At 61.1% G+C, this 14,653-nt stretch carries 14 protein-coding genes; all 14 read right to left on the bottom strand.

Going from position 1 to position 14,653, the window contains the following annotated elements:
* Nucleotides 1-6: 6 nt before the first annotated feature.
* Entirely contained in the window at nucleotides 7-177 is a 171-nt protein-coding gene (locus GM676_RS17220) for a hypothetical protein (protein ID WP_155464979.1), read from the bottom strand.
* Nucleotides 174-668: a hypothetical protein gene (locus GM676_RS17225; RefSeq protein ID WP_155464980.1), complete on the bottom strand. Its 495-nt coding sequence runs from the start codon at nucleotides 666-668 to the stop codon at nucleotides 174-176. The genes GM676_RS17220 and GM676_RS17225 overlap by 4 nt, the downstream gene beginning before the upstream one ends.
* Before the next feature lie 130 nt (nucleotides 669-798).
* Nucleotides 799-1,839 (bottom strand): DUF6492 family protein, encoded by a 1,041-nt coding sequence (locus tag GM676_RS17230; RefSeq protein WP_155464981.1) that lies wholly within the window; start codon nucleotides 1,837-1,839, stop codon nucleotides 799-801.
* Nucleotides 1,836-2,273: a hypothetical protein gene (locus tag GM676_RS17235; RefSeq protein ID WP_155464982.1), complete on the bottom strand. Its 438-nt coding sequence runs from the start codon at nucleotides 2,271-2,273 to the stop codon at nucleotides 1,836-1,838. Before GM676_RS17235 ends, GM676_RS17230 begins: the two co-directional genes overlap by 4 nt.
* A 27-nt stretch (nucleotides 2,274-2,300) precedes the next feature.
* Nucleotides 2,301-3,413: a glycosyltransferase family 2 protein gene (locus GM676_RS17240; protein WP_155464983.1), complete on the bottom strand. Its 1,113-nt coding sequence runs from the start codon at nucleotides 3,411-3,413 to the stop codon at nucleotides 2,301-2,303.
* A complete protein-coding gene (locus GM676_RS17245; RefSeq protein WP_155464984.1) occupies nucleotides 3,410-5,344 on the bottom strand; it encodes a glycosyltransferase family 2 protein in 1,935 nt (644 codons plus the stop codon). Before GM676_RS17245 ends, GM676_RS17240 begins: the two co-directional genes overlap by 4 nt.
* Nucleotides 5,338-6,498, bottom strand: a complete 1,161-nt coding sequence (locus GM676_RS17250; protein ID WP_155464985.1) for a glycosyltransferase family 4 protein — start codon at nucleotides 6,496-6,498, stop codon at nucleotides 5,338-5,340. The genes GM676_RS17245 and GM676_RS17250 overlap by 7 nt, the downstream gene beginning before the upstream one ends.
* A gap of 3 nt (nucleotides 6,499-6,501) precedes the next feature.
* Entirely contained in the window at nucleotides 6,502-8,298 is a 1,797-nt protein-coding gene (locus GM676_RS17255; protein ID WP_155464986.1) for a hypothetical protein, read from the bottom strand.
* A gap of 25 nt (nucleotides 8,299-8,323) precedes the next feature.
* On the bottom strand, nucleotides 8,324-10,471 hold the full coding sequence (locus GM676_RS17260; protein WP_155464987.1) for a peptidase domain-containing ABC transporter: 2,148 nt from the start codon (nucleotides 10,469-10,471) through the stop codon (nucleotides 8,324-8,326).
* 14 nt (nucleotides 10,472-10,485) lie between these two features.
* Entirely contained in the window at nucleotides 10,486-11,754 is a 1,269-nt protein-coding gene (locus GM676_RS17265; protein WP_155464988.1) for an HlyD family secretion protein, read from the bottom strand.
* Between the two features lie 51 nt (nucleotides 11,755-11,805).
* The gene (locus GM676_RS17270; protein ID WP_155464989.1) at nucleotides 11,806-12,153 is read right to left on the bottom strand and encodes a DUF6404 family protein; all 348 of its coding nucleotides are present in this window, start codon (nucleotides 12,151-12,153) and stop codon (nucleotides 11,806-11,808) included.
* Nucleotides 12,154-12,230: 77 nt separating this feature from the next.
* Complete coding sequence (locus GM676_RS17275) at nucleotides 12,231-12,428, bottom strand: hypothetical protein (RefSeq protein WP_155464990.1); 198 nt, start codon at nucleotides 12,426-12,428, stop codon at nucleotides 12,231-12,233.
* 97 nt (nucleotides 12,429-12,525) lie between these two features.
* Nucleotides 12,526-13,380, bottom strand: coding sequence for a hypothetical protein (locus tag GM676_RS17280; RefSeq protein ID WP_155464991.1), 855 nt, complete (start codon nucleotides 13,378-13,380; stop codon nucleotides 12,526-12,528).
* 16 nt (nucleotides 13,381-13,396) lie between these two features.
* Nucleotides 13,397-14,368, bottom strand: a complete 972-nt coding sequence (locus tag GM676_RS17285) for a UDP-glucuronic acid decarboxylase family protein (protein ID WP_155464992.1) — start codon at nucleotides 14,366-14,368, stop codon at nucleotides 13,397-13,399.
* Between the last annotated feature and the right edge of the window lie 285 nt (nucleotides 14,369-14,653).

The following is a 14,653-nucleotide window of genomic DNA, read 5'->3' on the forward strand; positions in this document are numbered from 1 at the left end:
ACGCGATCATCCGCCACTGACCCGATGGACTATCGCCGCTGCAATCCCGGCAAATAAACCGACAAACAAGGCGTGCCCCCAATTGACAAGATAAGGAGGGGTCAGATAGCCGGTATAAATAATGGTGCCAACAAATGTGCCGCTACCGAATAGAAAGGAAACAGACAATTTTTTCATGTATATAAAGAGGCGGCGGTGGTTGCCAGCACGACCGTGGTGTTAATCAGCATATGAGGAATCAAAGCGGCGGTGCACGCTTTTAAGAAAGACTCCTCACGCCAGATGAGATATCCAGATGATAATACAAAAAACGTCCATACTGTTCCGAAGAACCATAGCGGTCCGATGGTTCCGTGGATGCCTGCAACCAGCAGCGCGCTGACGGCAGCAACTACATTTTTTCGCTTGGTAAAAATTAGTATGAGGCGAATTATCAAGGCCAATATCAACGTTTCTAACGCCGGCCCGACTAATATTGTGAATGCAACAGCAGTACTCGTCAGCGATTGTTCCGGAGCCTTTATAGTTTCCAGATCGGTACCTGTCCAGCGCAGAATGCTTGAGGCCAAAATATAAAAGATAGTGGATGGAATCAAGGCGAGAGGAAATGACAGGCAACAGAAATTCAATAGCGACTTCTTTTGAGTGGCTAACGATTCCAACCGCATCAGTTTGTCTATGCAATAGTGAAGCATGCTAATAATAATTCATGATGGCGCGCTATTGGGTTCAAGCGTGGCCTGAACCCAAATGCTCTAGGCCAGTAAGACTTGCCGTGTGTATTTTTTTAGTGCCTCCTTATGCTATGGATTGTTTGCGAATGGTTTTTGCTTTAATGGACGTCAGCCATTTTTCCATGTCGGCGTAAAACTCCAGCTTGGAGTCATAGCGTGGCGGCAGCCATTGCGTGCTGGGAATCCACGACTGAATGGCAACGAAGTACCCCTGGTCATCGCCAAAGAAATGGGCGTGGTCGTAGTGGCGAGCCGCACGGTAGGCGCCGGTCTCCTGCCATACCGATTTCCGCAGGCTCAGCACGGTGTCGCAGTCGGCCGGCCGGTACACCGTGCTGGTCAGGCCCATCGCGTCGAGATAGCCGAAATACAGGCCATACTCGGTCCAGCCCTGGTTTTCGGCCAGCACGCTGGCCCAGTCCTTGCCGTGGACATTTTCCAGCGCGCCCAGCATCGCCGCAACATGGGGCGCAGACAGGATGACCGGGGTCTCGCCGTAGAACACTGTACAGTCGATGCCGGCATCATCCTGACCCAGGATCGCCAGCGAAGCCCTGCGGCGCCCGGTCTTGATGCGGACTTCTTTACCGACAAACACCGGTGAATAGAGCGCGCCGTAGTCGGCGGCGGTTTCGATATTCAGCAACGCGCGGCCGTCGGCGACGAAACTGGCGTGGCTGCACGGACGAATGCATACCAGGTCACTGTCGATGACGAAATACAGGCGCGTCTTGACGATGCGATGCGCGGCCAGCTTGATGATCTGCTGCGCATACCAACCGCCCAAACCGTCGACATTGGCCTTTAGCACGCCATCCATGGCGCTTGCCACGCTGGACTCGGCAAGCACGAGGTAGCGCTGGTCGCACGTGACCGCCGCGACAATGTCGCGCACCGCGGCGCACTGGCCATCGGGGCAGACAATGATGAATTCGCACAAGTCGTCCTGGCGAAACAGCAGCGTGAACGAACGCAGGAACAAGCGCACGCGCGCCTCGGCATCCTTGTTGACTTCATCTCTCCAGCTGGACGCGTCCGTGAACTGTTCGCGCAAGGACAGCGGCATGACGAATGAGAGCTGGTTCCCGGGGACAGGATGGTTCACGTGGCTGCGCCCGCGTGGTTCAATTGCAAGTACCTAAAGCCGGCCGAGGTCCGGACCACCAGGCGCTTTCTGTTCTTCCGGGCGTAGTAAACGGCCCGCCGGGAGGCCAGGAATTGCCGGAAGGCCGCCTGCGCCTCTTCCCGGAACGGGTAGACGAAAAACACCGCCAGCAACAGCGCGATATTGCCCTCCTTGTATTCCCAGAAATGGGTCGGGAAGAGGTTGAATTGATCGGCCATCCTGACACTGTCCTTGTTGCCGCCCGCCCAGATAACCAGCCCGACAGGCTGTGCCTTGGCGCTGTGCAGGATGGTCAGGGTGCCGGCGTGGGCCGCGTTCACGAGACTGCTCATTAGGGGCGGATCGACGGGCACGGCCAGACGGGCGAGCAGTTCGATTGCGGCGGCGAGTTCTGGCGGGGATGGAATGTTCATGGCTTGGTCTCCGTGTCGTGGCGCGGCTCAGGCCGGTACGGCGCTGCGGCTGCGCATGGTGTTGATGTATTGCGTCATGGCGGCGATATCGACCTTCCTGCGCATCGGGAAATAGTGGATCGGGCAGGAAGGCGAATGCGCCTTCTGCACATGCACGTCCAGGCCGGAAGCGCTGGCGTAATCGAACAGGAAAATCCGGGGGTGCCGGCCTTCGCCCTGGCGCAGCAGCGCGGCCACCAGCGCCTGCGGGCAATCTTCCTCGTAGTTGCTGATGCAGAGATCCTGCTCCCCGGGCGCGGGCTCCTGATAGACATGTCCCTGGACCAGCACGCCGACGGGGTCGGGATAGTGGGCCAGCGCCGCTGGATGGCGGCGCAGGAAGTAGCGAATGTTGTCGAGATAGCCGGACAGGCGGGCGCTGCCGATGGCAATATCGTCCCGGTGTCCCGGCGCCTGGTGGATGGTCTCCAGATAGGGATTGATCTCGACGTGGATGCCGAGCCTGGATAGCCTATAGGCCAGCTCGATGTCCTCCAGTCCCCAGTCGATAATGTTCTCGTCAAAACCGCCGCTGGCCGCCAGCCAGTGCCTGGGTAGCGCCAGGTTGCAGGAGTACGCGTGCAGCCAGGCGTCGGGGATGGCGCGGCCGTTGAAGGACTGGGCCGAAAAGACCAGGTAGCGGTAGTCCAGCGATGAGAAATTATCTGCCGAGAACCGCAGCGACCGGAACAGCGAGCCGTCCGCGACGCTGTGCGCCTGTACCTTGTCGCTGGCGTGGAAACGGGTTCCTATCACCAGGCAGTCACCGCCGCAATAGCGGTCCAGTTGCAGCAGGTAATCCGGCTTGACGATGATGTCGGAATCGATGAAAACCACCACCTGTCCGCGCGCGGCCCGCCATCCGTGGTTGCGGGCGCGGGAGCGGCAGGAACGGGCATCGCGCTCGATCCGCACCGTCTTCAGTCCGAAGTGCGCGCGAAACTCGTGCAGCGCGGCGAGCAAACCGTCGGAGGAGCCATCGTCCACCACGATCACTTCGTAGGCGGCGGCCGGGTAGTCGAGGCGCGCCAGCGCTGCCAGCGAGACGAGCAGGTTGTGTTTATTGTTGTAGGTGGGGATGACGAAACTGTATTTCATCATGGCGTGCTCCCTGATTGGTCCGCCACGGCCGACGACCTCGCGGCCCGCGCAAGGTGTTGGCGATAGGCGGCCGAGGCATGCAGGAAGCCGCGGTCGAGCAAGTAGTCGACGCCGGTGTAGACGGTGGAGCCGCGGCCCTGCGTGTAGTCGGCGCCCGCGCCCAGCAGGGACAGGTAGGCGGCGACCTGGTCCTTGAGAATGAAGGGGAACGTTCCGGCCTTGATGCCATCCTCGATGCGCGTCTTGAGCGAGGCGGTCAGCTTGTAGTGCTTGAGCAGGCAAGTCACATCGGCGATCCGGGCGTTGTTGCAGAAGTGGGGCATGGTGACCGCTTCCAGATGGTGGTCGATGAACAGCAGGGCGTGTTTGGTCAGGAGGAATCTGGACTCGCCGGACTTGACGTGGCTTTGCCGTACGCCACCGTAGTAATTGCCGATTTCGGCGCAGGGCAAGACGTTGTTGCTGCAAAACGCCTCAAAGCCGGAAAAGTAGTCTTCCCGCGTCACGTCGTCCAGCGAGAAGTTGGTGTAGGTATCCTCCAGGTACACGCTGTCGTCCTGCCCGCGCACGGCAAACATGTCCAGCATGTAGGCCACCACCGCCGTGTAACGGTTGGCGTTCAGGTAGCCGAGGAAGTCGGCGGCCGTCACGCTGCCGTGGCCGGGAAACTCGAACAGCTCGTCGATGTCGACCGACAGGCACCAGCGTGACTGGCAATGCCGTTCGATAATGACGCGGCGCATTTCGCTTTCGAATTTCTTGAACACGAGGGCGGTACGGTAGACCGTCACGTCGGGCTGTTGCGACAGCAGCGTGCCGGTGCGGTCGGTCGACCCGTTGTCGATGAAATAGAAATGCCGGGCGCCGATACGGCGGTAGTGCCGCAGGAAGGAGGGCAGGTATTCCGCGCCATTCTTGACCAGGCAGACCACCACGAATTCATTGATGTCGTAGGCCACGCTCGCGGGACCGCTGGCATGCGCGATGGCATCGAGGTAGACCACCCGGCCGGCGGCGCTGGACGCCGGCGCCAGGGCGTCCCTGCCGGTCGCTCCCAGCAAGCGGCACAGGCGCTGGCTGCTGTTGCCATGGTTGTAGTATTCCAGCTTGTCCGCCGCGTATTCCAGCATGTAGGCCTTGGCGTCCGGATCGTGCAGCAGCCAGTCCAGCGTTTTCAGCGTGTCCTGGAACGCGAGGTGGGCGCTGAGCGCGAAGCAGCGCCTGGTGACCTCGGCCCGGCCACCGCCGATCAGCGCGCAGCCGAGCGAGGCCAGATGGATCAGGGCGGCATCTTGCCCTTCCAGCTCGGCGTCAAGGCAGATGAAGGCAAACTGGCTCAGGCGTTGAAGCAGGCCGGCATCGCTGCCAAGCTGGTCGCTGATGAGTTCCACGGCGCGTCCCCGGAAGCGCGCCCGTCCGCCCGGCGCGGGCAATTGTGGGAATGCACGGCGGGCCTCGGCGTAGCGTTCCGGGCTCATCACGAAGGCGATTTTTTCATCCGCCCGCAGTGGCACGGCCGACCTGCCCAGGTCGGCCGGGTGGGCCAGCACGTGCACGGGCTGGCCGATGAGGTCTTCGTAGTGCCGGGCGGTCGCGTAGTCGGGGCCGAATAACAGGTCGGCCCGTGCGCAGGCCTCGACCAGGGCGTGGTGCTGGTCCGTTGGCGGGCGTCCGGCATGGATGGCCGGGAATGACAGCACCAGCCTGGCCGCGCGGCGTGGGCCGAGCAGGCGATGCACTTGGGCGATCAGCGGGAGAGTGGCGGCGGAATACACCATGTGGATGATGTCATAGCGCGCGCACGCGGCCGCCGTTCCCAGGGCGTCCGGCTCGACCAGTTCACCGCCACACGCGGCTGGCCATTGCTCGACACCGGCAGGCAGATGCGGGGAGGCGGTGAAGCCGCTGTTGACCAGGCAGTACCTTAACATTGCCGGCCTTCGATCCCGGTGCCGAGCACGCGCCGGTAACAATCGCGGTACAGGTCGCTGATCCTGTCCCAGGTAAAGGCGGTCGAGACGCGCTGGTAGGCGCTCCTGGCAAACTGCTCGCCCAGGGCGGGACTGCCCAGCAGGGTAACGATGTGACGCGCCAGTTGGAGCACGTCGCCCGGCTCGTACATCAGGCAGTCCTGTCCTTCGCGGAGAATCTCCAGGCTGCCCGGGATGCGGCTGGAAATAATGGGGATGCCCTCGGCCGCCGGTTCCAGTATCGCGTAGGGGAAGTACTCCATCTCGCTGGGCATGACCACCAGCGCGGCGTTGGCGCAGAGCTGGTCTTTCTGCGCATCGTCCAGCCAACCGAACACCGTGACGTGCGCCGCCAACTGCCGGATCTTGGCGTCGATCTTGCGGACATAGGTGGCGACATCGTTTTCCCAACTGCTTTCCTTGCGGCCTGCCAGCACGAAGTGCGCGTCCGGCACCGCTTTCAGCACGTGGGGTATGGCATCCAGCACGTACTCCAGGCCCTTGCCATGGCTCCAGCGCGAGATGGACAGCACCGTCCGGGTGGGCGGCCGTGGCCACGCTGGCCGGCGCGCGGGCGGGCAGGCGATGGCATTGGGAATCACGTGGAAGTCGTGCGCCGGACGGTAGTCGGGGTAGGCCGCCCGTACCCACGGCCGCGCGGTCTCGGTCAGCAGGTGCACGTGATCGCTGTTCTTGAGCAGATATTCCTCGTGGAACAGGTCCTGCTCCGAGGCTTTCCTGAGCGCCCGGTCGTACTTCATGATGGAGTGCAGGCTGAACACGATTTCAACCTTGACCGCCGCCGCCCGGAGGCACCGGACGATCTCATAGGTATGCTCGCCCGCGTGCATGATGTGGACCACGTTGTAGCGATGTTGGTCGATCAGCGCGCGCACGGTGTCGGTGTACAGGGTGAAATAGCTGTGCGGATCGACGCCCCCCCGGTACAGGTCGCCGGAGAAATTGTCGATCTCCACGCGCCATTGCAGCAGGAAGATATCGAAGTCGACCTTGCCGGTCAGCGCGGTGCACAAGCCGTTGATGACGCGCGCCACGCCGCCCGACACCACGGGGCCGAACTCATAGCTGACGAACAGGATTTTCGGTGGCGTCATCGCTCACGCCTCCAGCGGGGTGGCCGCCGCAGGGAGCGCGGTCATTTGCTCCAGCGCCGTGACGGGCTCGGCGATTCCGTCCAGGTAGAACGCCGGGTCGAAGTCCCCTGCCAGGCGCAGGCGTGGATAGCGGTCGCGCAGAAAGGCCAGGCAATCGCGGTAGCGGTCGAATGCGGCGGTGCTGGCACCGCTGACGCGGTAACGCCCCTGGGCCTGGTCGAAAACGACGCGCACGGTGGCGTTGTCGAGGATCACGACCTCGCCGGCGCAGGCCCGATCGAAGATCCAGCGCGACTGATCGATGCATTGCTGGATGAACGCGCCGAGCTCGTCGGGCCGATCGGTCGTCAGGTAATACAGGTGGGAGGTGATCCTGTCACGGTAGAAATACGCCGACAGGCAGGCCCAGCGTAAGGCCTTGATGGCGCAGGCGATGCCGCCGAAGCGGAAAGCGTCGAGGCCGCCAGCGGTACCGGGGGCATCGGCCGCTCGGGCCAGCGACAGGTGGAATAGCTTGTGGAACGCGGTCAATGCCGCCTGCGCCTGCGCAGGCTGGCAGCGCAGGAGGACGCCCGCCGGCGCCACACAGGCCGACGGCGCCGCCAGCGACAGGTAGGACAGGCGCATGAAGGCGATCACCGGGTCGGCAGGGTCGGGCTGGGCCGGCAGTTCCACGCGCGGCTGTTTGCCGCGCAGTACCACACTGGCGTAGGCTTGCGTGTAGGCCTTGCCATCCTCGCTCTCGGCAAGCGCTTCCAGCCCGGCGTCGGGCAAGCCCATCACGACCAGGGCGTAGTAGGCAAAGCAGCCGCTGTACGCGCTCTGGAAATAGCGCAGCAGCGGGGCGGGATTGAACTGGGTCTGATTCGATTTGCCGAAGACATGGACCAGTTGCGTAACGACTTCGGCGATCACCTGCGGCTCGTCGTAGAAAGAGGGCGTGCCGCGAAAATTCTGGCCGCCACTCAGGAAGCGCGCCTCGGTCAGGTCGATCCAGCGGCCGTCCAGGCAGAGGTTGGATGGCGTGACGCCGCCGTGCGCGATGCGGGCCGCGCGGGCGAAGGCAAACTGCTTGCAGCATGACAGAATGAACTTGCCGATGAACTGGACAAAGTGGTTAGGGCTGGCGAACTTGCTCTTGAGTTGCCGGTGTACCGCGCGCACGCGCTGGGGTTCCTGCTTGAGCGTGGTTGGCCTGGCCAGTGCGAAGCGCTCGGCGTGCATGAAGTGGGCCGGCCGCAGCGTCTGCTCGCGGACCAGGAAGGCGCCGGCGGTCGGCGACAGCGTGGCCGCGCCCGCGCCCGCCTGCGCCGCGTGGTAGGCGCCGGTGGCCGAGGTCCGGATCAGACCGTGCACCTTGGCACAGCCCAGCGGTAGCAGCGGGGCCAGCACCGAGGAATAAATGGCCTCGTACGCCGCGTCGACCAGGTTCAGCGAGCCGTACGAATGCCATACCGCGCCACTGCCGGTCACCGGGTTGGGGCCGACGCCCTTGACCTGGAATCGGCCCAGATTGCCTACCCGGCCCCCGCCGCCATTGACCCCGACGCCGCCACCGCCGTAGCGCTCGGCCTGATAGACGCGGCGCTCGTCATGATCCAGCTCGGCCTCGGTGAAGCAGCGGTTGGCGCTGGGGGCGAAGGAAAAGTGGCGCGTGAAGTTGGCGGCCGGCGATCCCGGGCCGGGCAGTTCCGCCAGCGCATCGTGAGAGGTGTCGTTGAGCCAAATGGTCTGGGTGTCGCGCACGCGCACGCACTCATAGCCGATCAGGTTGTCCTTGAATTCGTTTATGTCCAGCATGGTGTCCCCTTGAAATCGTTTTTCTTCACGCGGCCTGCGTGGCCTGCCGGTACAGGTCCGCCACGGCCGCGTCCTGTACCACTTTCCCCGCCTCGAGCACGATTACGCGGTCGGCCGAGGCGATCGTCTCAGGCCGATGGGCGATGATGATGCGCGTGATGTTCAGTCCCCTGACGGCGGCGTTGACCTCGTATTCCCGGGTGATGTCCAGATGACTGGTGGCCTCGTCGAGGAACAGGATCTGCGGCCGCTTGTACAGGGCCCTGGCCAGCAGCACGCGCTGTTTCTGGCCGCCCGACAGCACCGTCCCCATGTCGCCGACCAAGGTGTTGAAGCCCATCGGCATGGCGCCGATCTCGGCCGCCACTGCGGCCAGCCGCGCGCATTCGGCCACCCATGCCGGGTCGGCCTGCGGATCGAAGAAACTGATGTTTTCCGCGATCGATCCGGCGAACAGCACGTCGTCCTGCAAGACCGTCCCCACCACGCGGCGCAGGTTGTCGATGCCGATCTGCTCAAGCGCGACACCGCCGAGGGTGACGCGTCCCTCGCTGGCCGGCAGCACGCCCAGCAACACATTCAGCAGGGTGGTCTTGCCACAGCCCGAGGCGCCTACGATGGCCACCGACTCGCCGGCCGCGATCTTGAAGCTGACGCCGTCAAGCACATAGGGCTCGTGTTCGGCGTAGCGCAAGCGCAGGTTGCTAACCTCGATGGCCGCGTCGGCCGCCACGGCGGCGCTGGCCGCGCCGCTGCCGTGCAGTTCCTCGGGCGCGGTCAGCACGATGTCGGCCAGCCGTTCGCCTTGCAGTTGCAACATCCTGACTTCGGTGAACTTATCGATCAGCGAGCCGACGCGGGTGCCGAACTGTCCCTTGTAGGCATAAAATGCCATCAGCGTGCCAACGCTGAAGTCGCCGCTCAGCACCAGCCTGGCCCCGAGCCAGACGATCAGGATATTCTCGATGCCGAACAGCAGGCCGTTGAGGGTCTGCGCCAGCAATTGCAGTTTTTGCTTGCGCACGTCGGCATTGACCTGGTCCACGAGCAGCGTCAGCCAGCTGGCGCGCCGCTCGTCCTGGCGCTGGAACAGCTTGATGGCCTTGACGCCGCGGATGGTTTCCAGAAAGTGGCTCTGCTGCTTGGCCGCGTGGATGATCTGCTCCTCGGTGGCCTTGAGCAGCGGCTGGTACCAGATCCAGCGCGTCAGCGCGTACAGGGCCATGGCGCCGACCGCGATCCAGCCCAGCAGCTGGCTGTAGACGAACATCAGCACCAGTGTCACAGTCGCCATGACGCCATCGAGGATTGCTTCCAGAAACGAGGTCGTCAGCGTGTGCTGGATCTGGTCCACCGAACCGAAGCGCGAGACCGTGTCGCCCAGGTGGCGTTTCTCGAAGTACTCCACCGGCAGCCGGATCAGGTGCGTGAACACGTTGGCGCGCCACTGCACGTTGAGGGTGGTCGCCATGTACATGATGACCCAGGAGCGGATGGCGCTGACGGCGTTCTGCATCAGCATCAGCAGGCCAAAGCCCAGCGCCAGCGTGGCCAGCAGGTCGCGGTCGCCGGACACGATGACGTTGTCGATGACCCATTGCAGGAAGAACGGGCTGACCAGCGCGAACACCTCCAGCGCCGCCGCCAGCAGCAGGATCTGCGCGAATGACCGGCCCAGGCCGCTCGTGCGCCCCATCAGGCTGCGCAGTTTGATCGCCTGGCGCCGCTCCTGCGGCTTGAATAGGGGACTGGGCCACAGTTCCAGCGCGACGCCGGTGAACGACTCGGATACTGTATCCAGGGCGATTTCGCGCACGCCGGCGGCCGGGTCGTGCACCGTGATGCTCTTGGCCCCGACCGCCTTCAGCACCACGAAATGGTTGAAATTCCAGTGCAGGATGCAGGGCAGCTTGAGTTGTCTGAGGTCGTCCAAGCCAAGCTTGAGCGGACGCGACTCCAGGTGCATCTGGCGCGCGATCTTGATCAGGTGCGTCAAGGTCGCGCCCTTGAGCGAGATCGCGAACTGTTGGCGCAGGCTGGCCAGGTCGCTGTGGAAACCGTGGTAGCCGGCGATCATGCCCAGGCAGGCGAGACCGCACTCGGTCCCCTGCGTTTGCAGTATGGAGGGTAGCTGGCGGCCGAAGCCGAAGTGGATGTCGCCAAGGAAACGCATGCGGAGGACCTGGATTAAAGTTTTCCGGTAAGGCTGTACAAGGGTTCGAGCACCCACTCATAGATGCGACGCTTTTCCTGCATGACGTCCGCTTCCAGCAGCATGCCCGCCTGTAGTTGCTGCGGCTGGCCGTAGGCCTGGACCGTCTGCGCCGCCAGCTTGACGGTGATCCGGTAGCGCGGCTCGGCGGCGGTGGCGGCGTCGTTCATGCCGCTGATGCTGGCCAGCTCATTGCCCGCCAGCGCGGTCCTGGCAACCGACTTCAACGTGCCCTCGGCCTGGCCGAATTTCTGGTAGGGGTAGGACTGGTAGCGGATCAACACCTTGTCGCCCGGCTTGATAAAACCGATGGCGCGGCTGGGCGCATACAAATGGGCCTGTAGCTGGGCACCCGACGGCACCAGACTCAGCAGCGGCTTGGCGCCGTCCGCCATCTGGCCGACCTCCGCCGTCACGGCGGTGGCGATGCCGGCCTCGGGGGCGGTGATCTCCAGCCGGCGCTTGGCTTCGCTTTCGGTCAACTCCTGTCCCAGGCTGGCGATGTCGCGGTCGATCTGCGCCAGCTGGTTTTGCTGGCGCAGCGGAATGCTGTCGAGCGTGCTCTTTTGGCTGGCCAGGTCGCGCGCCAAGCTGATGCGATCACGCTCCAGCGCTTGCACCCGGGCGCGCTGATCCAGCAGGTCGGCCTGCCGCTGCTGCAACTGTTCCTTGGAGATGAAGTTGAGCGAGGACAGTTCGCGCATCCGCGCCAGCGCATCCTCGGCCAGCTTTGCCCGGCTTGCCTGGCCTTCAATCTGGCTGTCGATCTTGGCCATTTCGAACTTCAATCCGTCGATGCGGGTGACCAGCGCGGCGCGCTCTTCCTCGTTGAGCTTGCGGGTCTTTTCCAAGGCGGCACGCAGTGAATCCTGGCGGGTCCGGAGCTGATTGCTGATGGTTGCCTGCACGCTGCCCTGGGTGTCGCTGTAGCGCTCGCTGGAGAGCACATACAGCACCTCGCCTTGCTTGACATGCTGGCCCTCGACGACATTTTTTCTCACCACGATGCCCGGCTGCGGAACATACACCTTGACCAGGCCAAGGTCGGGCACCAGTTGTCCGGTGACTGTGGCGCGCTTGGTGTAGCTGCCGAAGAACAGGAAGGCCAGCACCAGCGCCGCGCAGCAGGTGGCGAAGCAGCAAAGCAAGGTAAATGAAACGGGGCGCACCAGGACGATATCGCCGAGCCATTTAATTTGCCTTGCTTTCACTGCCTCGGAGCGGAATAACGGCTGAACATCCATGAAACGCCTATCGTCAGGACAAAATGATTAATCTGCGGGAAAGCGTGGCGGCTAGAGATCTTTCCAGGCCGGCAGCCGGTGCAGGCGGGCGCTGGTGCGATAGTAAAAGCTGATCCCGCCGCCAAAGAAGGCGGTGACGAGCAGCACGAGGGCAGTGGCGGCGCCGATATTGAAATCCTTGTCCCCCAAGTCCATCATGTAAAGCCCCAGGCCGCAAAAGCCGAACGGCAGTCCCATGATGAGCACCAGCGGAAAGAAACCGATGAAATGCGGTGGCGGCACCTGGACGCCCAGGCGCCAAAGGAATGGAAACGTGGGCGGCGCATAATTGCGCTGCGTAATGCTGGTCCGGCGTAGCAAGGCTAGCGCAGCTTCTTTTTTTCGCTGAAAATCAGTCATCTGTCCCCCATCCATAAGTTGTACAGCCGTGGTAAAGAGTGGTGGTTGTCTAGAATTCCCCCACTCTTCATGACGCGTTAAGCCGAGTAGACCGCCATGGCGTTAGCACCGACGGCGGCAATGGCGAGCACGCCGCCGATGGCGCCCCATACCGGGGCAGTCGCCACAGCGATGGTGCCTGCGCCTACCGCCAGCACGGCGCCGGCGAAGCCCCAGCCGCTCAGTTCGCCCGCACCGCTAACTTCTTCAATTTCTTTGATCGACAGCTCTTGCATTATTAACTCCTGAAATCATGGGTGGGAAAGATCAATCAAAAGAGCACCCAGGAACCCTTTTGACTGCTGATTGCCAATTGGCAAGCATCTTTAAAGCTCAAGCGTTCAGATAGCGATAGTGACGCCAGAGATTTTTATAGGGCAGATCGCTCAGCGATCCATTGTCCGATTGCCATATCCCAGCCCAGTGCAGCAGGAAAATTGGCGGATAATTCGGTACGTAAAATCTGCCGCCATCCACGGTCGCGCCTGGGTTGCCGGCCCACATCTCCAGCTTGACGTTGGGATTTATGCCATTCACTAAAAACATCAACAGGCTGCCGTACCTGAGGCCGGACGTGACAATCACGTAATTCAGGAAAGGTTGCTCCATGCACGCCAATTCCATATCGTCCTTAAGCGCCAGGGCGGCGGGCACGCGGTCCAGCACATGGTTCAGTGTGATCAGCGCTTTTTTGCTGGTGAAGCAGCCGGTATTCGCCGCAAAGGCGATCTGTGGCTCGCTTAAAGCATTTTTCCCGAAAATGGAGTCCTTCCAGACCCATTTCCTGATGCTTTCAATATTCGAATGAGAGGTGAATATGTCGCAGTGTTCCAGGTTGGAAAACGCAAAATCAACCGAATCCAGCACCACCGTGTCGATATCGATATACATAAACTCGTCGAACGGCCCTTCCCAAGTCACGAACTTACGGTATGCGCCCAACGTCCTGCCGTGGAATTTTTCGCTGATCGTGTCGCAACTGGCCAGTAGCTCTGGCTGCTCGAATACCGTGAAGGAATAGCTCGCGCTCAGGGCTGCGATCTTACTGAAATCGTTGTCATAAGGGATCAGGCAAAGTGCCATGTCTTTGTTATGAAACCGGAAGCTATTCAGGAACGCGACCGCCAGCTCATAGACTTTGTCGTTCGCCAGAAAATACACGCCGCGGTTAGCTGAATTTTTATTCATGATCTATCGAAAAAGATTACAAATGGCCGGCTGTTAGCAGCGCGGAAAAATAAGAGATAGTTCTGTCCAGACCCTGTTCCAGCGAGATTTTCGGTGTCCAATTCAGCTGCGATTTCGCCAATTCGATGCAGGGCTTGCGCCGCAAGGGATCGTCCTGGGGGAGGGGTTTGAATACCAGTTCGCTGCTGGAACCGGTCATGCGCAATATTAAATTCGCCAGATTCACCATGGTAAATTCAACCGGATTGCCGAGGTTGATTGGTCCGGTGCAGCGGTCGTCCGTAGCCATCAGCTTTATCAGGCCGCCGATCAGGTCGTCGACGTAACAAAAACTCCGGGTTTGATTGCCGCTGCCATAAATTTCAATTGGCGCCCCTTGCAAGGCCCGTACGATGAAGTTACTCACCACCCGGCCATCGCCGGGTTGCATCTTGGGACCGTAGGTATTGAATATTCGGGCCACCTTGATCGGTAAATCATGCTGGCGCCGATAATCAAAAAATAAGGTTTCTGCGCAGCGTTTTCCCTCGTCGTAACAGGCCCGTTCGCCCACCGGATTCACCGAACCAAAATAACTCTCCACCTGCGGGTGGACCTCGGGATCGCCGTACACTTCCGAAGTGGAGGCTTGGAGGATTTTTGCCCCCGTCCGTTTCGCTAATCCAAGCATATTGATAGCGCCGATGACTGAAGTTTTCGTGGTCTGGACCGGATCATATTGGTAGTGAACAGGCGAAGCCGGGCAAGCCAGGTTATAGATCTCATCCACTTCGAGAGAAATCGCCGAAGTAACGTCGTGCCGAATCAGCTCGAAGTAGGGCCGGCCCAGCATATGCGCGATATTCGATTTTTTGCCCGTGAAAAAATTATCCAGGCACAGCACCTCCACGTCGTTTTCAAGCAGCTTTTCGCAGAGATGACTGCCGAGGAATCCTGCTCCGCCGGTAACTAGAATTTTTTTCACGTGAGAACCCAGGTTATTTTTCATGCGCTTCTTGAAGCAGGCCTGACGACCGTTGATGCTTAATTTAAGGTAACGTCAATTAATTCTGTTTCGCAATTAAATTTCATGAAAACTTCGAAGTTTAGCCATTCGAACTAAACACTTTATTTTAATAAAGCTGAGTTGATCCGCAGCGCCTGGTATTCCATACGCTGTACATTAACTCACGAGGTTTTCAGATTTACGCTACGACTTTTCTAACTAAATCGTGGCGGAATATTGCGTGGAAAGATGAGCTTCGCACGAGTGGCGACAGGTGGCACGGGCCGG

It is taken from the genome of Duganella radicis, from assembly GCF_009720825.1.
Lineage (GTDB): Bacteria > Pseudomonadota > Gammaproteobacteria > Burkholderiales > Burkholderiaceae_D > Rugamonas > Rugamonas radicis.